21 protein-coding genes are annotated in these 21,772 nt (G+C 70.7%); 6 read left to right on the top strand and 15 right to left on the bottom strand.

All coding sequences use genetic code 11. The features are described 5' to 3' along the window. Nucleotides 1-35: 35 nt before the first annotated feature. Together ABZZ22_RS05410 and ABZZ22_RS05405 are read right to left on the bottom strand one after the other, a co-directional pair. Nucleotides 36-5,561, bottom strand: coding sequence for a carboxyl transferase domain-containing protein (locus ABZZ22_RS05410; RefSeq protein WP_354927584.1), 5,526 nt, complete (start codon nucleotides 5,559-5,561; stop codon nucleotides 36-38). A 107-nt stretch (nucleotides 5,562-5,668) separates the two neighbouring features. After that, complete coding sequence (locus ABZZ22_RS05405) at nucleotides 5,669-6,127, bottom strand: agglutinin cell wall attachment protein (protein WP_354927582.1); 459 nt, start codon at nucleotides 6,125-6,127, stop codon at nucleotides 5,669-5,671. A 134-nt stretch (nucleotides 6,128-6,261) separates the two neighbouring features. On the opposite strand from ABZZ22_RS05405, the gene ABZZ22_RS05400 reads away from it, so the two are divergent. Continuing rightward, the gene (locus tag ABZZ22_RS05400) at nucleotides 6,262-7,440 is read left to right on the top strand and encodes an MFS transporter (RefSeq protein WP_354927580.1); all 1,179 of its coding nucleotides are present in this window, start codon (nucleotides 6,262-6,264) and stop codon (nucleotides 7,438-7,440) included. On the opposite strand, the gene ABZZ22_RS05395 is transcribed toward ABZZ22_RS05400, so the two are convergent. Then, nucleotides 7,327-8,217 carry an AraC family transcriptional regulator gene (locus ABZZ22_RS05395; protein ID WP_354927578.1) on the bottom strand — a complete coding sequence of 297 codons (891 nt, stop codon included), beginning with the start codon at nucleotides 8,215-8,217 and terminating at the stop codon, nucleotides 7,327-7,329. The genes ABZZ22_RS05400 and ABZZ22_RS05395 overlap by 114 nt on opposite strands. 29 nt (nucleotides 8,218-8,246) lie before the next feature. Further along, nucleotides 8,247-9,041, bottom strand: coding sequence for an HAD-IIA family hydrolase (locus ABZZ22_RS05390; RefSeq protein ID WP_354927576.1), 795 nt, complete (start codon nucleotides 9,039-9,041; stop codon nucleotides 8,247-8,249). A 38-nt stretch (nucleotides 9,042-9,079) separates the two neighbouring features. Between ABZZ22_RS05390 and ABZZ22_RS05385 the strand changes: the two genes are divergently transcribed. Next, nucleotides 9,080-9,571 (top strand): hypothetical protein, encoded by a 492-nt coding sequence (locus tag ABZZ22_RS05385; protein ID WP_354927575.1) that lies wholly within the window; start codon nucleotides 9,080-9,082, stop codon nucleotides 9,569-9,571. Here ABZZ22_RS05385 and ABZZ22_RS05380 read toward each other — a convergent pair. Beyond that, on the bottom strand, nucleotides 9,459-10,127 hold the full coding sequence (locus ABZZ22_RS05380) for a response regulator transcription factor (protein ID WP_354927573.1): 669 nt from the start codon (nucleotides 10,125-10,127) through the stop codon (nucleotides 9,459-9,461). The two genes, ABZZ22_RS05385 and ABZZ22_RS05380, sit on opposite strands and share 113 nt — an antisense overlap. Beyond that, a complete protein-coding gene (locus ABZZ22_RS05375) occupies nucleotides 10,124-11,365 on the bottom strand; it encodes a histidine kinase (protein ID WP_354927571.1) in 1,242 nt (413 codons plus the stop codon). Before ABZZ22_RS05375 ends, ABZZ22_RS05380 begins: the two co-directional genes overlap by 4 nt. A gap of 203 nt (nucleotides 11,366-11,568) precedes the next feature. Here ABZZ22_RS05375 and ABZZ22_RS05370 point away from each other — a divergent pair, with 203 nt between their 5' ends. Further along, nucleotides 11,569-12,117 (top strand): hypothetical protein, encoded by a 549-nt coding sequence (locus ABZZ22_RS05370; protein WP_354927569.1) that lies wholly within the window; start codon nucleotides 11,569-11,571, stop codon nucleotides 12,115-12,117. 61 nt (nucleotides 12,118-12,178) lie between these two features. After that, nucleotides 12,179-12,721 carry a hypothetical protein gene (locus tag ABZZ22_RS05365; RefSeq protein ID WP_354927567.1) on the top strand — a complete coding sequence of 181 codons (543 nt, stop codon included), beginning with the start codon at nucleotides 12,179-12,181 and terminating at the stop codon, nucleotides 12,719-12,721. 13 nt (nucleotides 12,722-12,734) lie between these two features. Here ABZZ22_RS05365 and ABZZ22_RS05360 read toward each other — a convergent pair whose 3' ends face one another. The 4 genes from ABZZ22_RS05360 to ABZZ22_RS05345 form a co-directional block, all read right to left on the bottom strand. Further along, nucleotides 12,735-13,121 carry a hypothetical protein gene (locus ABZZ22_RS05360; protein WP_354927565.1) on the bottom strand — a complete coding sequence of 129 codons (387 nt, stop codon included), beginning with the start codon at nucleotides 13,119-13,121 and terminating at the stop codon, nucleotides 12,735-12,737. A 103-nt stretch (nucleotides 13,122-13,224) separates the two neighbouring features. Beyond that, nucleotides 13,225-13,833, bottom strand: a complete 609-nt coding sequence (locus ABZZ22_RS05355; RefSeq protein ID WP_354927563.1) for a response regulator transcription factor — start codon at nucleotides 13,831-13,833, stop codon at nucleotides 13,225-13,227. Then, complete coding sequence (locus ABZZ22_RS05350) at nucleotides 13,830-14,915, bottom strand: histidine kinase (RefSeq protein ID WP_354927561.1); 1,086 nt, start codon at nucleotides 14,913-14,915, stop codon at nucleotides 13,830-13,832. Before ABZZ22_RS05350 ends, ABZZ22_RS05355 begins: the two co-directional genes overlap by 4 nt. Before the next feature lie 10 nt (nucleotides 14,916-14,925). After that, nucleotides 14,926-15,333 (bottom strand): DUF6069 family protein, encoded by a 408-nt coding sequence (locus ABZZ22_RS05345; protein ID WP_354927559.1) that lies wholly within the window; start codon nucleotides 15,331-15,333, stop codon nucleotides 14,926-14,928. A 133-nt stretch (nucleotides 15,334-15,466) separates the two neighbouring features. Between ABZZ22_RS05345 and ABZZ22_RS05340 the strand changes: the two genes are divergently transcribed. Next, nucleotides 15,467-16,120, top strand: a complete 654-nt coding sequence (locus ABZZ22_RS05340; RefSeq protein WP_354927557.1) for an SDR family oxidoreductase — start codon at nucleotides 15,467-15,469, stop codon at nucleotides 16,118-16,120. 31 nt (nucleotides 16,121-16,151) lie between these two features. Here the strand turns inward: ABZZ22_RS05340 and ABZZ22_RS05335 are convergent, their stop codons facing one another. Both ABZZ22_RS05335 and ABZZ22_RS05330 read right to left on the bottom strand, forming a co-directional pair. Next, a complete protein-coding gene (locus ABZZ22_RS05335; protein ID WP_354927555.1) occupies nucleotides 16,152-16,670 on the bottom strand; it encodes a DinB family protein in 519 nt (172 codons plus the stop codon). Continuing rightward, the gene (locus ABZZ22_RS05330; protein WP_354927553.1) at nucleotides 16,667-17,767 is read right to left on the bottom strand and encodes a nitronate monooxygenase; all 1,101 of its coding nucleotides are present in this window, start codon (nucleotides 17,765-17,767) and stop codon (nucleotides 16,667-16,669) included. The genes ABZZ22_RS05335 and ABZZ22_RS05330 overlap by 4 nt, the downstream gene beginning before the upstream one ends. Nucleotides 17,768-17,830: 63 nt before the next feature. Between ABZZ22_RS05330 and ABZZ22_RS05325 the strand changes: the two genes are divergently transcribed. Beyond that, the gene (locus ABZZ22_RS05325) at nucleotides 17,831-18,412 is read left to right on the top strand and encodes a dihydrofolate reductase family protein (protein ID WP_354927551.1); all 582 of its coding nucleotides are present in this window, start codon (nucleotides 17,831-17,833) and stop codon (nucleotides 18,410-18,412) included. A 6-nt stretch (nucleotides 18,413-18,418) separates the two neighbouring features. Here the strand turns inward: ABZZ22_RS05325 and ABZZ22_RS05320 are convergent, their stop codons facing one another. From ABZZ22_RS05320 to ABZZ22_RS05310, 3 genes are all read right to left on the bottom strand, one after another. Then, nucleotides 18,419-19,747, bottom strand: a complete 1,329-nt coding sequence (locus ABZZ22_RS05320; protein WP_354927549.1) for a hypothetical protein — start codon at nucleotides 19,745-19,747, stop codon at nucleotides 18,419-18,421. A 76-nt stretch (nucleotides 19,748-19,823) separates the two neighbouring features. Continuing rightward, nucleotides 19,824-20,240 carry a limonene-1,2-epoxide hydrolase family protein gene (locus ABZZ22_RS05315; RefSeq protein ID WP_354927547.1) on the bottom strand — a complete coding sequence of 139 codons (417 nt, stop codon included), beginning with the start codon at nucleotides 20,238-20,240 and terminating at the stop codon, nucleotides 19,824-19,826. Nucleotides 20,241-20,291: 51 nt separating this feature from the next. Further along, the gene (locus ABZZ22_RS05310; protein ID WP_354927545.1) at nucleotides 20,292-21,587 is read right to left on the bottom strand and encodes a DUF222 domain-containing protein; all 1,296 of its coding nucleotides are present in this window, start codon (nucleotides 21,585-21,587) and stop codon (nucleotides 20,292-20,294) included. Nucleotides 21,588-21,772 lie beyond the last annotated feature (185 nt).

The following is a 21,772-nucleotide window of genomic DNA, read 5'->3' as shown; positions in this document are numbered from 1 at the left end:
CTGACGACGCCAAGCATCCAGGACGCACCACTAGGTCACTCCTTGCCCAACGCCCTCTCGATGACCTCGACCACCTTGGGCCGCAGGTCGCTGGCCGCGATCACCTCGTCCACCGAGCCGACCTCGACAGCCCGGTGGATGTCGTGGACGCCGTCGAACTCGGCCGCGACCTCGGCGATCTTGTCCGAGCGCAGCTGGGCGCGGAGCTCGGCGAGCTCGACGACGAGCTCGCCGCGTTCGCCGTCCTCGGCGTGGTCGATGCGCTCCTCGAGCGCGGCGACCCGCGGGTCCGCCGCCGCCCGCTTGGAGACCTCGGCTGCGAACACGACGGCTGCCGCGGGCGCGCCACCGAGCACCGAGGCGTAGGAGCCCTCGATGGCGAGCACCGTCATCGACGGGTTCAGGTGCTTGGAGAAGACCACGAACGCGCCGCCGTGGTAGCGGGAGATGACGCAGAAGACGATCGGGCCCTCGAAGTTGACGACCGCGCGGCCGATCTCGGCGCCGTACTCGAGCTGCAGGTTGCGCATCGACTCCGGAGAGCCGTCGAAGCCGGACAGGTTGGCGAGCACGACCAGGGGCCGGTTGCCCGAGGCCGCGTTGATCGCGCGCGCGACCTTCTTCGACGACCGCGGGAACAGGGTGCCCGCGGTGTAGGTGTCGGGCCCGTCGGTGGGAGGGAAGCCGGCGCGCGGCACCGGCTTGGACTCGATGCCGACCAGGCTGACCGGGTAGCCGCCGATCCGGGTGTCGACGACCACGGCGGTGTCGGCGTCGGCCATGCCGGCCCACCGCTCGAGCATCTCGTGGTCGGCGTCGGCCAGCGCCCGCATCACGGTGCGGATGTCGAAGGGCCGCTTGCGGTCGGGGTTGTGCTCGGCCGAGAAGATCTCACCGACGCAGGCGAAGTCACCGGCGTGCGGGTGCGTCGACACGTCGCGGTCGATCGGGTCGGACGTAGACGCTCGGCGCGGCGCGGTCTCGCCCGGAACCACGTAGGAGTGCTCGTAGTGCGCCATGAGAACCCGGAACGCACCGGCCAGATCGGGCACCCAGTACTGCGCCTGCCCGTTCGGGCCCATGACGCGGTCGTAGCCGCCGATGCCGTGGTTGTCCTCGGCAGACACGCCGCCGGAGAAGTCGAGCGACTGCTTGCCGGTGAGCACCATCGCGCTGTCCGGGGTCATCACGAGGATGCCCTTGGTGTGCATCAGCATCGTCGCTTCGGCGTTCCAGTAGGGCTGGGCGCCGACGTTGATCCCGGCGACGACGATGTTGATCTCGCCGCCGGCCTGGGTGAACTGGACGATCCGGCGCAGCGCGGCGGCGACCCAGTCCATGTTCTCGGTGCCGCTCTCCATCGAGATCCGCGCACCGGCCGACACCGCGAACCACTCGAGCGGGACGCCCATCTTCTCGGCGAGGTCGATGGCCGCGATCACCCGGGCACACTCAGGCTCCGAGAGCGCGCCGAGCGACTTGAGCGGGTCACCGCAGAGCACGACCCGGGTGATGCCGTCGGGGTAGAGAGAGCTCGGCGTGGTCACAACCGCCACGATGATGCCGGCGCTGTTGAGGCCGGGAGCACGATCGACCGGTACGAGCACGCCGTCGGCGTCGAGGTCGTGCTCGACGACCGTGCCGGCCCCGGCCAGGGCGCGCTGGAGCTCATAGGGGTAGACGAGGCCGCGGCGTCGGGCGCGCAGCACCTTGGCGGCGTACTCGTCCAGCGGGGCCAGCGGCTCGGTGGGCGGCTCGATGACGTCGGCCACGACACCCGCGCCCGGCTTGGCGTGGAAGCGGATCGCCAGCCGGGTCGGAGCACCGCCGTCCGGCGAAGCCACGCGGCCCTCGGCGAGCACCTCCTCGATCCCCGTGCCCTCGCTGAGCGGGGTGATCTTGCTCTGGAGCGCGGTGATCTGGTCGAGATCCGCCTCGACCACCGGCCACACCGTCACCCACACGTGGTTGACGTCGAGCTTGGTGCCCTCGCGGCCCCGGGCGGTGCGTACACGGCGGATCGCCTCGAGGCAGTTCTCCACGGCCCGCTCCACGTGCGGCAGCGCGATCACGCGGCCCTCGTCGTCCCGGACCACCGCGAGCTGGCGGGCCTGGGCGGCCGCGACGAGCCGGCGGTCGGCCGGGTTGGCCCGGGCTACGCACTCGTAGAGCAGTACGTCGTCGGGCGCGGCGAGCCTGGTGACGTCGAACTCACTGAGACGCCACAGGTTCAGCCGGCGACCGACCATCGGGTGCATGCCCCGGACCAGCGTGTCCTCGACCAGCTCGGCGGTCGGGACATGGGGGGCGCCGTCTGCGTGGTGGCGGTAGGTGAAGTAGTCGATCGGCTGTGGTGCGGCATGGCAGACCGCGATCGAGACGCGGCGGGCGCGGCGAGCGAACTCCTGCCCGGCGAGCATCTTGGCGAGCTCGGCCGACGCCAGGTCGGCGTCAGTGGGCGCGTCGGTCCAGCGCAGGTAGATCTCGACGACGTCGTCATGGTCGGAGGACAGCGCCGAGGTGATGGCGGCATCGAGCGGGCCGCCGGGGGCGAGATCCGTCACGTCGCCGATGGTGGACACCACGCGGGTCGCGCCCTTCTCGTCCGTGGCGTACTCGGCGTGCGCGACCGGGCGCCCGCCGCCGTCGTCTGTGCCAGTGCCGGTGACGGTCAGGTCGTGCAGGTGGTAGTCGCGATAGTGGCGCCGGATCAGCACCTCCAGCAGCGGCTCGCGCTCGGGAGTCCCCTCGACCAGCCGGTCCCGGAGGAAGCCGACCAGTGGCTCGGGGACAGCCGCCAGCGCGTCGATCCGGGCGGCCCGGTCGGGGGCGTCCGGGTCGGCGAGAGCGGCGACCTCGGCCGGCACCCCGTCCAGCACCGCACGACGCTCGTCGTCGACCAGCGGCTGGTCGAACCAGCCGAACCGTACGGAGCGGGCAAGGTCGCCGACCACGGCGAAGCGGAGCTGGGTGGCACGCACGATGCGCTCGAGCAGCGCGCGGACCGCAGCGGCGTCCTCCGTCGCCGGCGGCGGGTCGCCGAGCCAGCGCTGCAGCACCCCGATCGCGATGTCGACGTCGGAGGGGTGCTGCTGGGCGAGGAAGATGCGGAACACTGCGCGCTCGAGCTCCGGCGTACGTTCGAGGTCGGCGACCCCGTAGTGCGCGAGGACCCGCTGCAGCTTGTCGCGGAAGTGGTCCGGGAGTGCGCCCCGGTCAGGGTCCAGGCTGCGCAGGTAGGTGTGGAAGTACTCCCGCGAGCTGTGCACGCGCAGCTCGGCGGACGGCTCGTCACCGGCCGGGCGATTGCGGCTGAGCTCGGCGAAGTCGGTGAACAGCGACAGCAGGTCCATCTCGGTGCGCAGCGTGTCCGCGGGCGTCCCGGAGGAGCGAGAGGCCAGATGGGCGGCGAGCAGTGCCGGACGCTGATCCTCCTCGACGTCGTAGCCGAGCAGCAGGCTGCTCAGGTCGGCCAGCTCACCGTTGCTGCGGCCGCGCTCCGGGGTGGGCGCGGGCAGATCGAGGTCGGCCAGGCTGGCTGTGCTCGCCTGCTCGCCATCGGCCTCACCGGTCGGCTCGAGGCGCAGCAGCGGCGCCGCGGTCTCGACCTGGCTGCCGACCCGGACCAGGAGCTCCTTGACCCGGCCGGCGAACGGCGCGGTCAGCGCGGTCTCCATCTTCATCGACTCGAGCACCAGCACCGGATGACCGGCGGCCACCTCGTCACCCACGGCGAGCGGGGTGGACACGACGAGCGCCGGCGCTGGGGCGCGGACCATGCCGCCCTCGTCGCGGCTGACCCGGTGCATCACGTCGTCGACCTCGACCAGATGGACAGGGCCGTGGGTGGCGGTCACCAGCCGGTAGCGATGGCCGTCGACGGTGAGCCGACCGTGCACCTCGTCGATCCGGTCGAGGGTGGCGGTGAGGGTGCGCCGCTCGCCACCGGCGGTGATGGTGACCTGGTAGCGGGCGGGTCCGGACTGCCGGACCGTCAGCGGGTACGTCGCCCCGCGCAGCTTGAGCTCGATGGTGCGGGCCGGGTCGTGCTGGATCTGCGGCCGGCCACCCTGGGCGGTCTGCAGCATGCGGGCGATCTCGGCCCGCTCGGCCTCGTCGTACCCCTCGATCGCGGCGGCGACGAGCGCGACGCCGGCGTGCCGGGCCGCCTGCAGCCGCCCCTCACCCCTGACGCGATCGATCCAGCCGGTGTCGGCCCAGGCCGGGCTGCCGGTGGTGACCTCGGGCTGGCCGAGCAGGTCGAGGATGAAGCTCTTGTTGGTGGCGCCACCGTCGATGATCACCGTGGTCTCGCCCATGGCCCGGCGCAGTCGCGCCAGCGCCTGCTCGCGGTCGGCACCCCAGGCGATCACCTTGGCGATCATCGAGTCGAAGTCGGCGGGGATGGTGTCGCCCTCGGCGACGCCGGTGTCGACCCGGATCCCGGGGCCGGCGGGGAACTCGAGGCGGCGGATCCGGCCAGGAGCGGGCGCGAAGTCGCGGTCCGGGTCCTCGGCGTTGAGGCGTGCCTCGACCGCGTGGCCCCGCTCGCTCGGGCGGTCGCCGGTGAGCGGGATGCCGGAGGCCACCTGGATCTGCAGCGCGACCAGGTCGGTGCCGGTCACGATCTCGGTGATGGGGTGCTCGACCTGGAGGCGGGTGTTGACCTCGAGGAAGGCGAACGTCTTCTCGCCCGGGTGGTAGAGGAACTCGACGGTGCCCGCGCCGGCGTAGCCGACAGCGTTGGCGAGGCGCTCGGCCGACGTCTTGAGGTCGGCCGCCTGCTCGTCGGTCAGCAGCGGGGAGGCAGACTCCTCGATGACCTTCTGGTTGCGCCGCTGCACAGAGCAGTCGCGTACGCCGATGGCCCAGGCGGTGCCCTGGCCGTCGGCGATCACCTGGACCTCGACGTGACGGGCGTCGGTCACCAGCTTCTCGAGGAACACCACGCCGCTGCCGAAGGCGCGCTGGGCCTCGTCGCGGGTGCGCTGGTACGCCTCGGCGAGCTCGTCGCCGGAGGTGACCTTCCGGATGCCACGCCCGCCACCGCCGGCGGTGGCCTTGAGCATGAGCGGATAGCCGATCTCCTCGGCGCTGGCCAGCGCCGACTCGAGGTCGTCCACCCCGCCGCGGCTCCAGGGAGCCACCGGGACACCGACCTCCTCGGCGATCAGCTTCGAGCCGATCTTGTCGCCCAGCTTCCGCATCGCCTCGGCACTCGGGCCGATGAAGGTGACGCCCAGCCGGTCGCAGAGCTCGGCGAAGGCGGGATCCTCGGCGACGAAGCCCCAGCCGACCCAGGCGGCGTCGGCCTCGGAGGCGATCAGCGCCTGCTCGAGGACCGCGAGATCGAGGTACGGGCGGTCCGCGGCGGCACCGAGGAGGTGAGCCTCGTCTGCCTCGCGCACGAACGCCGCACCGGCGTCGACGTCGGTGTGCAGCGCGATGGTGCGGATCGTCCCGACGGACGTGTCCCTCGCATTGAGGTCGCGGACGGCATGGATCAGACGCATCGCGGCTTCACCGCGGTTGACGATGGCAATTCGAGAGACCTGTGGCACGGTGCAGACCCTTTCATCTGGTGCCGCTCCTGTGACCGATCGATTCCGACAGGCTTCGCACCGATTCCTTGTGGCCCTGGTCAGCGACACGGCCGCGGAGCGGCGCCCTACAGCGTCCGGCGGGCGCCGTTGACCTTCTGACGGAGCCAGCCGGGCACGCGGTCGTCGTCGCGAGGGAACCTCTCGAGGTCGAGGGCATACAGGCCCGGGTGGGCGGGCCAGCGCCAGACGGGCTCGTCCTCGTAGTTGAACACGACCTGAGGCAGGTTCTTCTCCCCGTCCACCTCGTTGCTGGCGATGGTCCATCGGGCGGAGAACCAGGCGCCCTTGCCCGGCTCGTACATCACCCGCCTGAGCTCATCGGTCAGCGAGAGGACGCTGTCAGGCGGCCGGGCGTGGGCGAAGCTGCCGTCCGGTCGATGCACGTCGATGCGACCGGTGAAGAACATGGACAGGTTCCGGTGGTTGAAGACCAACGTGGACCAGTCCCCCTCGACCTCGTCGGCGAGGCGGAGGGCGATCTCAGCGATGAGCTGTTCCTGTCTGACCACGGGGGGATCGGTCATGCCGCTCACGCTACTACCGCTGTCGAGCCCTATCCGGAAACAGCGGCGGCGGATCGGCCGGACGGCGGTCATCCGGTCAAGCACGGGCGACGGACGATCAACCCGGAGCCGTGGATCGGCGCGACGATCGTCCGGTGACGACGACTTCATCAGATGTGACCCAGCCCGTTCCTCCCGACGCGCCCCGCGCGCGATCCGCAGCACCGGTGGTCGCGCTCGCCGCCGGGATCGCGATCCTGGTCTCGAGCGAGTTCCTGCCCGCGGGCGTACTGCCCACCATGGCTCGCGACCTCGGGATCAGCGAGGGAACCGCGGGCCTCGCGGTGGCGGCGACCGCGATCGCGGGAGCGTTGACCGCACCGAGCATCGCGATGGTCCTCCCGAGGATGGACCGACGTACGCTGCTGGTCGGCCTGCTCGTCGCCGCGGCGGTCTCCAACCTGGCCGTCGCCGTGGCGCCCGGCTTCATCGTCCTGCTCCTCGGCCGTCTCGTGCTCGGCGCGGCGATCGCCGGGTACTGGTCCTTCGCCTTCGCCGTCGGGACGTACGCCTCCCCCGGCCGTGACCACGTGATCTCGACGTCGATCGCGCTGGGGGTCACGGTGGCCACCATCGTCGGCCTGCCGCTGGGCTCGCTGCTCGCCGACGGGCCCGGCTGGCGCTGGGGGTTCGCGGCGGCGGCGGTGCTGAGCCTGGTCTCCGCCGCGGCGCTGGCCCGAGCTCTGCCTCCGGTGCCCGCCCATCCCGGCGCGGGGCTGAGCATGATGCGTCAGGCCCTCCGCAACCCGCGGCTGGTCGCCGGGGTGGCTCTGGTGGTGGTCGTGGTGCTCGGGAACTTCGTGGCGTACCCGTTCATCCGGATCGCGATCTCGACCACCTCGCCCGGCGACGGCATGTGGATGTTGGCGCTGTGGGGTCTCGGCGGGCTCTTCGGCAACCTCGCGGCCGGCCGGTTCGCCAACCGGCTGCGGGCCGTCGTCACCGTCGCGCCGCTCCTCCTCGCCGGCGGGCTGGCGCTGACCTTCCTCGCCACGAGCACGCCGGTCATGGCGCTGGCGATGATCGTGTGGGGCTTCGGGTTCAACATGGTGCCGGTCGCGACGCAGCTGTGGGTCACCCGCGTCGAGCGTGAGCGCACCGAGTCGGCGCTGGCGCTCCAGGTCACCGCCTTCCAGGTGGCGATCACCCTCGGGGCGGCGCTAGGAGGCGCGGTCCTCGACGAGTACGGCGTCGCGCGGGTGCTCCTCATCGGCGCGGTCGCCGCTGCTGTCGCCGCGGCGGGCTTCGGCGCGCTGCGGGTCCCGCGCGGCTGACGGGTCCTCACGCCACGCCTGCGGGCCGATCCCGTGGGTGGCGGTGAAGGCCCGGCTGAACGCCGCGCCCGATCCGTAGCCGACGGCGTACGCCACCTGCCCGACCGGACGGTCACCGCCGGCCAGCAGGTGGCGGGCCGCGCGCATCCGAACGTCCCGCAGCGCTTCGCTGGGACTCTGCCCCAGGCTGCGCCGGAAGCGCTCCCCCAACGCCGACCTGGACAGGTGCACCGACTCCGCCATCGCCTCGACCGACCAGGTCCGCGCCGGATCCGTGACCAGCGCGTTCATCACCTGCGCCACGGCTGGATCCAGGACAGGCGCAGGGCCGTCGGTCCCGCGCCCGGTGTCCTCGAGCCAAGAGGCCGTCATCGCCGCGCCGAGCAGCGACGCGTAGCCGGACGCGAACAGCGCCGTCGGACGGCACGGGCCGGCCAGCGGGCACCGCCGGACCAGCTCGGCCACGCCGCCGTGACGTCCGACGAAGTCGCGCACGACCAGCGGGTTGGCCAGCGGGTAGCCCACCTCGACCGCGCGGAGGTCCGCTCGCGAGAGCGCGGCCCCGTCGCGGGTCGACACCCGGTGCATGACCTGCGCCCCGACCAGGGCCGCATCCCCCGCCCCGAGCAGGTGCGACTGGCCGGCGGCGGTCAGCACGACCGTGCCGTCGTCGACGAGGAGCCAGCTGGCGAAGCGTACGTCCTCACCGGCGGAGCCGGCGGCCAGCTGCTCCGAGTAGGCGAAGGTCATCTCCCACGACGGGCGGTCCTGGTTCACATCAGCCCCAGCGCGTGACCGCAGCCGGACTATTCCCTGCCGGCGTCGAGCATCGGCAGTACGTCGGCGATCGAGCCGACCACCCGGGTCGGCCGGAACGGGAAGGTCTCGATCTGCTCGGGCCTGGTCGACCCGGTCTCGACGAGGATGGTGCGCATCCCGGCCTCGAGGCCGCTGATGATGTCGGTGTCCATCCGGTCGCCGATCATCACCGTCGTCTCGGAGTGGGCCTCGAGCTGGTTGAGGGCGCTGCGCATCATCAGCGGGTTCGGCTTGCCGATGAAGTAGGGCGCCCGGCTGGTCGCGGCACTGATCAGCGCCGCCACGGAGCCGGTGGCCGGCAGCGTGCCCTGGGGGCTCGGCCCGCTCGGGTCGGGGTTCGTCGCGATGAACTGGGCGCCACGCTCGATCAGCCGGATCGCCCGGGTGATCGACTCGAAGGAGTAGGTGCGGGTCTCCCCGAGCACCACGTAGTCCGGGTCGTTCTCCGTCATCACGTAGCCGACCGCATGCAGAGCGGTCGTCAGGCCGGCCTCGCCGACGACATAGGCAGACCCACCCGGGCGCTGGTCGGCGAGAAACTGCGCGGTCGCCATCGCGGAGGTCCAGATCGACTTCTCCGGGACGTCGAGACCGGAGCGGAGCAGCCGGACCCGGAGGTCGCGCGGGGTGTAGATCGAGTTGTTGGTCAGCACCATGAACGGCACAGACGCCTCGGTGAGCTTCGCAAGGAACTCGGCCGCTCCCGGGATCGGCTCCTCCTCGCGCACCAGGACGCCGTCCATGTCTGTCAGCCAGGTCTTGATGGGGCGCTCGTCGATCACGGGGCCATCCTCCCCGATGGCAGCCAAACCACCAACCGTTGTCGCCGACTCCCGCGGTCACCGTCTTCAGCAGGGGCAGTGATCTGCGCCACCACGGCTGGGGCTGCGCGAGCGACCGGCTGTGGTCGCAGGGCGTCGAGGACACCTTCCCGGCCTTCGCGAAGTTCGCCGCGGCGAACCACCGCGAGTACGGCCTGGGCAGGACACCGGCGCAGGTGCGAGCGAAGTTCTTCGAGCTCGCCGAGCAGCTGGAGAAGAAGCCGATCCCGACGCCGGACGGCCCCTTCGACCAGGTCGCGTTCCGGATGATGAACTTCGCGATGCTGTACGGCCCCACCCAGCTGCCGCTGCTGGCGGACATCTGGCAGGCCGTCGATGCCAACCAGCCGGCACCGCACCACGCTCAGCCGTGCCCGGTCATCGGGGTCTGCGGTCGGGGCGGACCAGCCCACATTCGTAGGCGAGGACAACGACCTGGACGCGGTCGCGCGCACCCAGCTTGCTCAGCAGACGACCCACGTGGGTCTTGATCGTGGCCTCGGACAGGAACAACCGCTCGGCGATCTCGGCGTTCGACGCACCGGTGGCGACCTCGATGAGCACCTCGCGCTCCCGGCTGGTCAGGCGGGCAAGCTCCGGAGGCTCTCGCACGGGGCCGGGCAGGGTGGGCGCGACCTGGTCCAGCAGCCGCCTAGTGGTGGTCGGGGCGATGACCGCATCACCGCGATGCACTGTGCGGATGGCCTCCACCAGGACTTCGGCACGGGCACTCTTCAGCAGGAAGCCACTGGCTCCTGCCCGCAGGGCCGCGAAGGCGTGTTCGTCGCGGTCGAAGGTGGTGAGGACGATGACTCGCGACGACGGCGTCCGCTCCACGATCTGCGCTGTGGCGGCGATCCCGTCCATCACCGGCATCCGTACGTCCATGAGGACCACATCGGGTCTGGTCCGCGCCACCACGTCGACCGCCTGGGCCCCGTCAGCCGCCTCGCCAACCACCTCGAAGTCGTCTTGGGACTCCACGATCATGACGAGTCCGGCGCGGACCAGATCCTGGTCCTCGGCCAACACCACACGTACGGTCACTGGGGCTCCTCCACAGCTGTCGAAGCGAGCGTCGGAATCGTGGCGACCAGCTCGAACCCGTCCTCGCCGGCGGGTCCGACATGCAGCGTTCCGTCGAGCAGGGCGAGCCGTTCTGCCATCCCGACCAGTCCCCGGCCGCTACGAGGGGCGGTCGCCACCACCTGCCCAGCTCGGTTGCTCACCGAGATCGCCAGTTGGTCCGGCGTCCAGCGCAGCGCCACGGTGGCGTCCGCATCAGTGCCGGAATGCTTGAGCACGTTGGTGAGCGCTTCTTGCACAACCCGATAGGCGGCCAGCTCGCCCGCCGATCCGAGCGGGCTCGCGGTGCCGTGCTCGGCATAGGCCACGGCAAGTCCGGAGGCTCGGACCCTCTCGATCAGCTCCGGGAGCACACGAAGGCTTGGCTGCGGTGCGGGATCATCCCGAGCAGCGTGCGGGTCGTGAAGCGCGTCGAGCAGACTGCGCATGTCCTGCATCGCCTCCTGCCCGGTTCGGGCCACCGTCTCCAGCACCCGTGCGCCGGCCGACGGGTCCCGAGCGGCCATCATCCGGCCGCCCTCTGCCTGAGTGACCATCACCGACAGCGAGTGGGCCACCACGTCGTGCATCTCACGGGCGATCCTGACGCGCTCCTGTGCTGCCGCTGCCGCAGCGCTCTCGGCTCTGTGCTCTTCCTCGCGCCGGGCTCGCTCCTCCAACGCCAGCACATACTGTGCTCGCAGTCGCCGATATCTGCCCAGGCCCCACGGAACCGCGATGGTCGCGACCACTCCGAGGACCAGGAACAGCTGCCAGCTCCGAACCGGGTCCTCGCTGCTGGCAAGGCCGGGCTGGGCGACCGTCAGGTAGTCGGCGCCCCACAGCCGCCAGGTCACCGCCCCGGCACCGACGCCGGCGACGCCCAGCGCCAGCAGCGACTCTCGTGGAGAGCACCACGCGGCGACCGCATACAGCAGCACCGGAAACAGCAGTGTGCTCGGTAGCAGGATCGGGTGGAATGAGAACCCGTCGGTACGTCTGGTCATCTCAGGCAGCGCGACCAGCACCGACATCACCGCGCAGACCAGGATGTACGCCACTCGCGGGCGCACCCGTCGCACCGCGACCGTCGCATGGGCGAGGCCGACGGCGGCGACGACCGCGACCCGGCCCGCGAGAGGCCAGGTGCTGTCCCACACTGTGGAGGCCGACACCGGCAGCAACACCACAGCCAGAGCTGCCGCGAGCAGAAGGTCCACCAACCAGGGTTTCTCACGGCCGCTGTCACCAGACGATGACCGGCCGCGTTGCAAGCTCACCGACCCATCGTAGGGGCGGCACTCGGCGCCCAGCGCCAGGGCGCGACTTGAGGGGGACGGCCTTCATCCCAGAGGTTGACGACGGCGCCCGACGCGGACGAAAGACTCGTGTCTCGTCCACGAAGTCGACCGAGAGAAGTCTCATGCAGAACAACCTGAGGACGCCGGCACCGTTGCTGGTCTGCACCAGCATCGGGGCGGCCGTTGTGCTCGCCGCTGGCGCCGGAGCCGTCGCCGCCCCAGCGGAATCCCCGCCCTCCGCCGATCAGATCGCCGTGGACGGGGCAGGTGGAGGCACCCTTCAGCTCCCCAACTACAAGGGCGACACCGTCGGTTTCCGTGTACACGCCACCGCGGACGCCGACACCCCGTGGGCCGCGCAGGGGTCGATCGACGTCACCCACGTCCGCCCGGACGGGACTGTCCTGGCTGACTTCACTGCCACAGTGGACTGCCTCATGGCCGGCGACGATGTCGCCGTGATCACAGGCAAGATCACCAGAGGCGGCGCACCCGGACTCCCCGGCGAAGAGCTCGGGCACGAGGTCGGCATCACGGTTGCCGACCACGGACGCCGCGACCACCTCGGCTGGAGCTGGTACGTCATGGGGTTCCAGGACACCCGGCCGTGCACCAGCACCGCACCGTTCTTCCCGACCACTGCGGGCAACTTCCGCGTCGAGGGGCCCTGAGCTCATGTCATCTACTACTTCGCTCGACAGATCTCCGGCCTTCGCTCCGCCCACAAGGGGCGTGACCGTCGTCGGTCTGATCATGGCTGTGTGGTGCGCCGGGTTCGCTGCGATCAGCATCTGGTTCGAGGTCACCGACCACTTCGGCACCGGGGAGTATGCCGACCACGCATCGGGACTCTCGGTCGTCAACTGGATCGTGGCCGCGATCAAGGTGGTCGGAGCCACGGTGGCGCTGTTGGCCATCGCGCGCCGGCCATGGCTCCTGACGCCGAGGACGGTGGGAACCTTGCTCTGGGCCGGGTTCGCGACGACCACCGTCTACGTGCTCGGCAGTCTCCTGCAGGCCGCGCTGATGATGACCGGACTGTCGGGCGAGGCGGACCGGATCACGGCCTCGTCCGTCGCGTACGTCCTTCTGTTCATCGTTGCCGCAGCCGGGTTCGGCGTCCTGGCATTCTCCTTTGCTCACCGGGCCGATCTCGGTAAGCGTGAGATGTTGCTGGGCGCTTTCGGGGCGCCGATCGTGTTGGGCGGTGTCCTCATCGTCGTTCCCACGATCCTGACGGCAGTAGGACTGCTTCCTGTGGGTGGTCAGGGATGAGGGTCCCGGCCGCTCAGCCGTCCTGGCGCAGGTCACCCTCGGCGCGGGGCGGGACGTGGGCGAGGGCGGTCTGGACCAGCGTGACGCGGGTCTTGACCACGACGGCTCGGCGGAGGCGGCCGATGTCGTCGCCGAGCTGCCGCTCGACGGACTCGCGGATCTCCTGCTCGGGGAAGGTCGGGCGACCGCCGACCGGCACGTCGACGTCGGGGAGGTCGGTGAGCACAGGGAAGATCTGGGTGCCGATACCGTCCAGCAGCTTGAAGCGCTTGAAGCGGTCCATCTCGTCCCAGGTCTGGTCGATGTCCGCTCCACGCTTGCGTCCGCGCCTGCTGGACGCCAGCACCGTCTTCGCCACCCCCGTCAGGGCCACGGTGAGCTCGTGCTCGGTAAGTCGCATGAGGGATAGCATGCCTCGAACGGCCCCTGACTTCGCTGCTGAGCCGATCACCGATCGATAACGTTGCGAAGTCGTGCGTACGGCGCCGGCCGAGGCCCGATACTCAGGCCAGCCAGCCGTTGCGTCGGGCGGTGAGAGCCGCCTCGGTCTTGTTGCGGGTGCCGGTCTTGCCGATCGCGGCCGAGAGATAGTTGCGCACCGTGCTCGGGGAGAGGAAGAGCCGGCCGGCGATGTCGGCGATGCTCGACCCGTCCTCGGAGGCCGCGAGCACGTCGCGCTCGCGGGCGGTCAGCGGGTTCGCGACGGCGCGGAGCGTCGCGGCGGCCAGGTCCGGGTCGAGAACGGTCTCACCGCGCAGCACCCGGCGGATCGCGTCGGCCAGCTCCTCGACCGGCCCGTCCTTGACCAGGAACCCGACCGCGCCCGCGGCCATCGCCTCGCGCACGTAGCCGGGCCGGGAGAGCGTCGTCAGGATCATCACCCGGCACTCCGGGACCAGCTCGGTCAGCTCGCGCGCCGCCTCGAGCCCACTGATGCCGGGCAGCTCGATGTCGAGCAGGGCCACGTCGGGACGAACCTCGAGCGCCGTCGGCACGATCTCGGTGCCGGTGCCGACCTGGGCGACGACCTCGAGGTCGTCCTCGAGCCCGAGCAGCACGGCGAGCGCGCCGCGCATCATCGCCTGGTCCTCGGCGAGCAGGATGCGGATCATGATGCCGGCACCCGCGCCTCGAGGCGGAACCCGTCGCCCCCAGGACGTACGTCGAGGCGACCGTCGACGGCACGCAACCGCTGCCTCAGGCCCTCCAGGCCGCCGGACCTCTCGTCGGCCCCGTCCCCGAGGCCGGCCGTGCCGACCAGGCCACCGACGCCGTCGTCGACCACCGCGAGGCGGAACCCTCCGGCATCCTCGGTGAGCTCGAAGCGGCAGCTGGACGCCCCGGAGTGGCGAAGTACGTTCGTGGCGCCCTCACGCACGACCCAGGCGAGCGCCTGACCGGCTATGTCTGGCATGTCGGACGAGGCGGCGATCACCGTTGTGCGGATCCCGGCGGCGTCGAGCGCACGACGCGCGCCGTCGAGCTCCTCGGTCAACGAGAGCGTCTTCATCTGGTCGACGGCGGTCCGCACGTCGGCCAGGGCGGCACGCCCGACGTCCTCGATGTCGGCGGCGTGCGCGGCGGCGGCCTCGGGGTCTCGAGCCGCCAGGCGGCGTACGGCCTCGGCCTTGACGACCATCACGCTCAACGTGTGGCCGAGCAGGTCGTGCAGATCTCGCGACATCCGGGCACGCTCCTCGGCCACGGCCGCCCGGGCCAGCTCCTCCCGGGTGCGGCGCAGCTGCTCGACGGCCTCGATGAGGCGCAGGAACGCGGTGGTCGTGATCCCGCTGAGGAGCGTGCCACCGACGCTGAGCAGGTAGATGTCACCGAAGCCGTCGATCAACGCGATCGAGACCGCGGCCCCGACCGTGGCGACGGCGATGGACAGCGCCAGACGCCAGCCGCGCAGAGCTGCCGGAGAGACGATGGCCAGCACTCCCCAGACCGTCTGCCACCCCTCCCCCTGCATCGCGGCGAGAACGATCAGGACGACGAGCGCGGGCAGCAGCACGGCGACCCGACCGGTGAGGACGAGAGCGACCGCGGCCACGGCGAGGGCCAGCACCAGAGCCACCTGGCCGATGGCCGACACGGCGTCGCCGGAGAGGTTGAGCAGTGGGAAGAGCAGCAGCACCGGAAGCCACACCAGCACCACGCCATAGCGCTGGAGGTGACACCACACGCCTGACACGCTCATCACCTTACCGGCGCCGCAGGCCGACGATGACGACGATGGCCACGACGACGTGCAGGCTCACGAGACCCAGGCCGGCAGCCACGGTGAGCGCGCTGATCGGCGTGATCAGGGAGATCACCGCGATCCCCACCGCAAGCATCGTCCACCACCTGGTGCCCCGCTCGGAGCGGCGCTGCCACCACCACAGCAGCGCCCCGCCGACCATCGCGACCACCAGGCTGCTGACGATCACCGACCCGATCCCGATCTGCTGTATGTCTGCCCCAGACTTCGCCTCGAGGTCCACGCCTCCGACCTGGGTCCACAGCAGCCAGACGGCTGCTGCCGCCGCGGCCGCGATCGCCGCCACTGTCACGATGCGCCCCCAGCTGACCTGGCTTCGCTGGGCGGTCTCGTTCGTCATGGTCGTCATGTCTTTCTCCGTCTCCACCACCCACGGTGGGTGGTGTCTCCAGACTCTCGCCGCGAGGCACTCGCGCGTCAGATCTGATTGTCCGGAGCCGACCGTGACAATTGTCAGTGGTGGATGTGCCTATCGTGGAGGCATGCGCATCGCCATCGTCGGCGGCCACGGCAAGGTCGCCCTGCACCTTCATCCGATCCTCGACTCCGCGGGCCACACCCCGGTCGCGCTCGTACGCAGCGAGGACTACCGAGCCGAGCTCGAGGCGCTCGGGGCCGAGGTCGGCCTGCTCGACATCGAGAACCAGGACGCCGACGGGTTCGCTGCCGCGTTCGCCGGCTGCGACGCCGTGGTCTTCGCCGCTGGCGGCGGCCCCGACGGCAACATAGAACGCAAGCGCACCGTCGATCTGGAGGGCTCGACCAAGTCGATCGCGGGGGCGAAGGCAGCCGGCATCCGGCGCTTCGTGCAGGTCTCGGCGATCAGCGTCGACGACCCGGTGCCGGCCGACGCCGGAGAGGTGTGGAAGGCCTACGTCGAGGCCAAGCGCGACGCCGACGTCGCCCTGCGCGACAGCGACCTCGACTGGACCATCCTGCGGCCCGGCGGCCTCACCGACGACCCGGCGACCGGGCGGGTGAAGCTGGCTCCGATGCTCGACCGCGACACCATCCCGCGCGCCGACGTGGCCGCGGTCATCGCCGCCGTCATCGACGACGAGGCAACCGTCGGCAAGCAGTGGGAGCTGGTCTCCGGCGAGGCCACGGTCGACGAGGCCATCGCCGCCGTGCTCTGACTCTGGCTCTGGCTCTCACCCTGGCGCTGACTCAGCGCAGACCCAGCAGCCCCTTGACGTACGCCGCCTGGCCGATGTGCTGGGCGGCGTCGTCGACGATGCTGACCAGCCTCACCGCCACGGTCACCGGCGGATCCCAGCTCTCGTCGACGACGCGGGCGAGGTCGTCCTCGCTCAGGCTCTCGACCAGCTCGATCGTGGCCGTGTGGACGGCCTGGTAGTAGCCGGTCAGCAGCTTCGGGTCCTCCAGCCGGAAGGCCGCGACCTCCTCGGCGCTCTGTCCGTAGCCCATCGCGCCGGGCGCGTAGGGCAGCGCGAACCGCTCCGCCCAGCCCTCGCGCAGCCACACCTCGTCGGCGCCGGCGAGCGGCGCGATCTGGGCGTCCTCCATCCGGGCGGTGTGCCACAGGGTCCAGGCGATCGAGTTCGCCCCGTCGTACGGACGCCACAGCAGGTCGTCGACGGACAGCCCGTCGACGATCGTGGGCAGGGCCTCCGCGGTGCGGCCGAAGCCGTCCGCGAGCAGTCGCTGGAACCAGGGTGCGCTCATGCTCTCCGTTCTACACCGTCGCCCCAGCCCACGTCCGGGAGGTGCGTACGCGCCTCGCTCCACATCCGGGTCACCACGTCGGCCGCCGGCTCCGCGACGGCGCGCGCGGCGGCCTGGCCGGCCCAGTGGTTGGCGCGGTCCAGAGCCACCTCGGCGCCGGGATCGGGCGTCCCCTTCCGCCATCGGGCGACCAGAGCACGCTGGTGCGGATAGGGCGCGGGCGACGGTGCGTCCGCGGCCTCCCAGGAGCGCACATAGGGAGTTGGGGCGGCGCGACCGAGACGGCCGGAGTAGGCCCGGGTGGCGACCGTGTCCTCCGGCTCGAGACCGTCCAGCGAGGCCGCCCACGCATCGGCGATCCCGGTCTCCGGCGATCGCAGCAGCGCGGTGCCGACCTGCACTGCGCTCGCGCCGAGCGTCAGCGCCGCGGCGACCGCACGCCCATCGGCGATCCCGCCGGTGGCGACGACGGGCAGGTCCACCCCGTCGACGATGTGCGGCAGCAAGGCGAACAGCCCCACCGCCGTACGCTCCGCCGTCTCCGCCTCGAAGACTCCTCGGTGCCCGCCGGCCTCGAGCCCCTGGGCGACGATGGCGTCGGCACCGGCCGCCTCCGCGGCGCGCGCCTCGGCCAGGGTCGTCGCGCACGCGAACCAGGCGATCCCGGCCGTATGCAGGCGCTCGACGAAGTCCGGCGAGAAGAGCCCCATGATCGAGGAGACGACTCGCGGCCGGGCGGCGAGCATCGCCTCGCACTGCTCCTCGAACGAGGGCGCGGGAGGCTGTTCGGGCGCAGGCGTACCGAACCCGCGCAGGAACTCCTCCGCGGCCGAGATCCCGGCGGGATCCTCGACCACAGGGTCGGGGATCCAGATGTTCAGCTGGAACGGCCCCGCCGACATCGACCGGAACTCTGCCGCCCACTGCGAGATCCGCTCCGGCCCGTCGAGCACCACGCCCGCCGCGCCCATGCCACCCGCGTCGGCGACTGCCGCGGCCGCCCCGGGCGGGCAGGCACCCGCCATCGGCGCCTGAAGGATCGGCATCGAGAGGCCGTACGCCTCGCAGAACTCCTGAGCACGTCGTCGGGCCGTCATGACATTCACGGTAGCGCCCGGAAACTCCTGGCGCCGTACGCCCCGGCGCGGCAGGATCGGCTCATGCGCACACTCATCTACTCCGCGTTCGTGTCCCTCGACGGCGTCGTCGACTCCCCCGGCGGCGGTTCCGACTCCGAGCAGCACCGCAGCGGCGGCTGGACCTTCCAGGACCTCGAGTTCCTCCCCGAGGCCTACGAGATCAAGGGCACCGAGATGGAGGAGGCCGGCGCGATGATGTTCGGCCGCCGCAGCTACGAGGCCTTCGCGCCGATCTGGCCCGACATCGAGGACTTCACGGTGGTCAAGAAGATCCCGAAGTACGTCGTCTCGACATCGCTCGGCGACGACGGCCTGGTCGACGACTGGGGGCCGCAGGTCATCCTGAGGTCGCTGGACGAGGTCGAGCAGCTCAAGCAGGGCGAAGGCGGCCCGATCCTGATCGCCGGCAGCGCCGAGCTCGCCCGCAACCTCTCCGACGCCGGCCTGATCGACCGCTACCACCTGCTCGTCTTCCCGGTCGTCCTCGGCGCCGGCAAGCGGATGTGGAGCGAGACCGACAAGGACAAGCAGATGCTGAAGCTGATCGAGTCGGAGACTTACGCGAACGGCATCACCAAGCTCGTCTACGACGTCGTCCGCTGAGCTCCGTCAGGGGCAGCGCGCGTAGAGGCCCCTCGAGCCCGTCCCGTACGCGGCGGAGTCGGTGAACGCGCACCCGTAGTCGGGCGCGGCGACGGCGGCCCGGTCGAGCACGTCGTCGCCGGCCGGGCGGTCGCCGTTCTCGACCCAGTCGACGAGGTCGCCCCAGGCGGCCGCGGCCTCCGCCGGGCTGAACTCGCAGTGACCGGACGAGCGGATCGCCCGCTGCACGACCAGACCGCTGCGGTGGTGGCGGGCCACCTCACGCGCGTAGATCTGCTCGAGGGAGAACGGCACGAACATGTCGCCGAGGTTGTGCAGGCTCACCACCGGCGCGGTCGGGCGGCCGGAGATGACTGCCGGCGCGTTGAGCCGGTGGCTCTTGCGTCCGGCGCGGTCGATCGGGTCGATCCGCTCGATCTCAGTGTTGAGGTCGACCGGTGAGGTCGGCGTGTAGACGGTGTTGCGGTTGGTCGCGACCCGGCCGATGTTGAAGCCCAGCGTGCCGCCGTCGTCGACCGACGGCAGGCTGAAGAGGAAGTCCTTCCACTGCCGGAAGGCGGCCTCCGCCCCCGGGCGCGGCCCGCCGCTGCGCTCGACCGTCATCGCGCGCAGCTGCTCGCCCTCCGCCGTCAGGGTGCCGTCGAGCCCGAGGCGCTCCTTGATGATCGGGACGTCGACGCTCTGGTAGTCCCCGGTGTAGGGGTAGGCGTCGTGCCCGGCCAGCGCCTGCGCGCCCAGGTTGTAGTCGACGAAGAAGTCGAACAGCTCCACGTCACCCAGCTGCCCGCACATCGGCAGGGCGCCGTCGTAGTAGCCCGGGTACTGCTCCAGCGAGCGCCCGACCACGTGCCCACCCATCGACACCCCGGTCACATACGTGCGACTAGCCCGGCGCGGCAGGAGATCTGAGGAGGCGTACGCCGCCAGGTCCCGCGTCGAGCGCACCCCCGACCCTGCGTCGTAGCCGTTGGTCGAGTAGCTCGACGCCGCCCAGGCGTAGCCCTGCTCGAGGAACGTACGCCGCAGTCCGAACCCCGGGGTCTCGGGCGTCAGGGTGTAGCCGAGCCCGCGGTAGCCGTGAGCCCACATCACCAGCTCGCCGTTCCAGTTCTTCGGCACTTCCAGGACGTACGCCGCGTGCTTGTGCACCCCTTGGCGCACCTTCGTCGCCTGCCCGTCGACCGTGATCGGCGCCACCGGCGGGTTGCTGATCGTGTAACCGGGCAGCGGCTGGTCACCGGGTGGTTTCCGGTCGGCGAGCGCCGGCCCGGCCGAGGCGACCAGGGCGGAGGCGGTCAGGAGCAGGGCGAGGAGAGCGGCTGACGCACGGGACATGTCCCGAGAGTAAGGCTCGTTGTGACTGGCGTCACAAGAACAGCGCACGATGTGTCTCGTGCGTTGCGCACAACGGTCAGCGGCCGACGGCCTTCCGAATCGCCCCGAACGCCGCCCGGCCGACACCCTTGACGCCTGCCGCGATGAACGTCGTCCAGTCGAAGTAGTCGCGCCACAGTACGATCTGGCCGTCGCGCACCTCGAACGTGCCGCACACCCAGAACTCCGCGGAGACCGAGCCTCGGCTCAGCACGTCGATGCGCTCGGTGAGCACCACCGGCCCGTTGGCCGCGATGTTGATCATCCTGACCTCGAAGTCGGTCGTGTACTTCCCCATCACCCGCAACTGCCGCCCGACCTCGGACAGGCCACGCGCCGGCGGAAGCGGCACGTTCTGGTAGGTGACGTCGTCAGCGCACAACATCAACGCCGCGTCGACGTTCCCGGTCTCGAGGGCGGCCAGGAACTGCTCGACAATCTGGATCTCGGTCATGCCGCCCACGCTATCCATGATCAGGAGCCAGAACGGCGCGATGCGCGTGGTTCATGCCGCACGCGGGTGGTCGAGGAGTACGTTGCGCAGCACGAACTCGGCCCGGGACAGTGGCGGTGGGTCCGGTCGCCAGCTGTCGGGTGGTGGGCTGGTGTAGGTGTGCCCGGTGGGTGTGATGGTGATGATGCTGCCGTCGGGTCCGGGTCTGGCCTGCCAGCCGAGGGCTTCCTTGGCCTGGTTGCAGCGCTCACACAAGCCTTGGAGATTCTCAGCGCTGGTGGCGCCGCCGTCGGCGTGGCGTTCGGCGTGGTCGATGTTGCGGATCGGGGCGTCGCAGCCGTTGGTACGACAGATCCCGCCGTCGCGGGTGGTGATGAACTCTGCGAGTCCGTCGGGTGCTTTGCGGGAGCGGGACTCCATCGCGATCAGCTGCCCGGCGGGGTCGGTGTACAAGCGGCGGACAAATACCTCGGCGTCGGCGAGCGCCTCGCGGGCCCAAGCAGCTGGGACCGGTCCGTAGCCGTCGACCATCGCGGGCTGGTCGGCGTCGTTGGCGAGAGAGTCGGCGGTCATCACGACCTTCACCTCGATCCGAGGCTTCGCATCCGTGGCGCTTCGTCCGGTGACGCGGTCGACGAGGGTGTCGGCCATGACCTGGCCACGGGTCCGATCGTCCCCAGCGGCCTGCGCGGCCTTGGCGGCTTGGTCCAGTGCCGCGAATACGGCGACGCCGTCCTGGACCGGCAACAAGGCCCCGAGCCAGGTCATCGTGTCCGGAGCTGGCCGGACACTGACCCGGCGGTCCTTCTCCGCGTTCACTGCACGGGCGACGACGAACTCCTGGGCAAGGGTGATGGCGAGCTTCTTGGCGGCGTTCTCGAGCTGCCGTAGTCCCATGGTCACCACGGCAGGCGGTTCGCCGTCGGAGCCGGGCGAGCAGAGCTGGTAGTCGATGACGCGGCGGTTCTCCAGCGAGAGGCAGGCGGTCTCGCGGGCGAGGATGGCCGCCTGCCACTGCGAGAACAAGCCAGCCTTCATCAACCCGAACGTGTGCGGCATCTCCGCGACCAGGATCTTCGCCAGCCCGAGCAGTTTGGCGCCCTTGACGGGCGAGACCCGCCGCGCCAACGCCACCTGGGACGCGACGCCCTCGCCAAGCTTCCGGGCAGGAACCCCAGCCTCGGCCTGCCGGGCCCGGGTGGCTTCCTCGAGGCGTACGGCTGCTTCTGCCTGGACAGCCTCAGCTGTGCACTTGATCTCTTCGAGCCGAGTGATCCAGTCGACCAGCTCACCCTCGGACGCGCCCAGGGGCGGCCCGGTGAGGAGCTCATCAACGGTCTCGTTCATACACCTGATTATATGCGAAACAACACCGTTGTGCTACCTGTTTTTGCTGGTCAGAACCAATTTACGCAGTCCGTGAACAAGCAACTTGAACCCCGCGCCACACCCTCGCCGCCGCCCCGATAATGGCGAAATCTTTTCTCGATCAGGTGCCGGGTCAAGGATGGCCGAAGGCCACCGCGAAGCGG

Source organism: Nocardioides sp. NPDC006273 (assembly GCF_040613495.1).
GTDB lineage: Bacteria > Actinomycetota > Actinomycetes > Propionibacteriales > Nocardioidaceae > Nocardioides.
This window is presented reverse-complemented; position numbering and strand designations above follow the sequence as displayed.

Bases quoted from the DNA above. Each gene is read 5' to 3' on its own strand.
- ABZZ22_RS05405 (WP_354927582.1), bottom strand. From the start codon at position 6,127: ATGACCGATCCCCCCGTGGTCAGACAGGAACAGCTCATCGCTGAGATC.
- ABZZ22_RS05370 (WP_354927569.1), top strand. From the start codon at position 11,569: ATGCAGAACAACCTGAGGACGCCGGCACCGTTGCTGGTCTGCACCAGC.
- ABZZ22_RS05360 (WP_354927565.1), bottom strand. From the start codon at position 13,121: ATGCGACTTACCGAGCACGAGCTCACCGTGGCCCTGACGGGGGTGGCG.
- ABZZ22_RS05355 (WP_354927563.1), bottom strand. From the start codon at position 13,833: ATGATCCGCATCCTGCTCGCCGAGGACCAGGCGATGATGCGCGGCGCG.
- ABZZ22_RS05345 (WP_354927559.1), bottom strand. From the start codon at position 15,333: ATGACGACCATGACGAACGAGACCGCCCAGCGAAGCCAGGTCAGCTGG.
- ABZZ22_RS05340 (WP_354927557.1), top strand. From the start codon at position 15,467: ATGCGCATCGCCATCGTCGGCGGCCACGGCAAGGTCGCCCTGCACCTT.
- ABZZ22_RS05335 (WP_354927555.1), bottom strand. From the start codon at position 16,670: ATGAGCGCACCCTGGTTCCAGCGACTGCTCGCGGACGGCTTCGGCCGC.
- ABZZ22_RS05330 (WP_354927553.1), bottom strand. From the start codon at position 17,767: ATGACGGCCCGACGACGTGCTCAGGAGTTCTGCGAGGCGTACGGCCTC.
- ABZZ22_RS05325 (WP_354927551.1), top strand. From the start codon at position 17,831: ATGCGCACACTCATCTACTCCGCGTTCGTGTCCCTCGACGGCGTCGTC.
- ABZZ22_RS05320 (WP_354927549.1), bottom strand. From the start codon at position 19,747: ATGTCCCGTGCGTCAGCCGCTCTCCTCGCCCTGCTCCTGACCGCCTCC.
- ABZZ22_RS05315 (WP_354927547.1), bottom strand. From the start codon at position 20,240: ATGACCGAGATCCAGATTGTCGAGCAGTTCCTGGCCGCCCTCGAGACC.
- ABZZ22_RS05310 (WP_354927545.1), bottom strand. From the start codon at position 21,587: ATGAACGAGACCGTTGATGAGCTCCTCACCGGGCCGCCCCTGGGCGCG.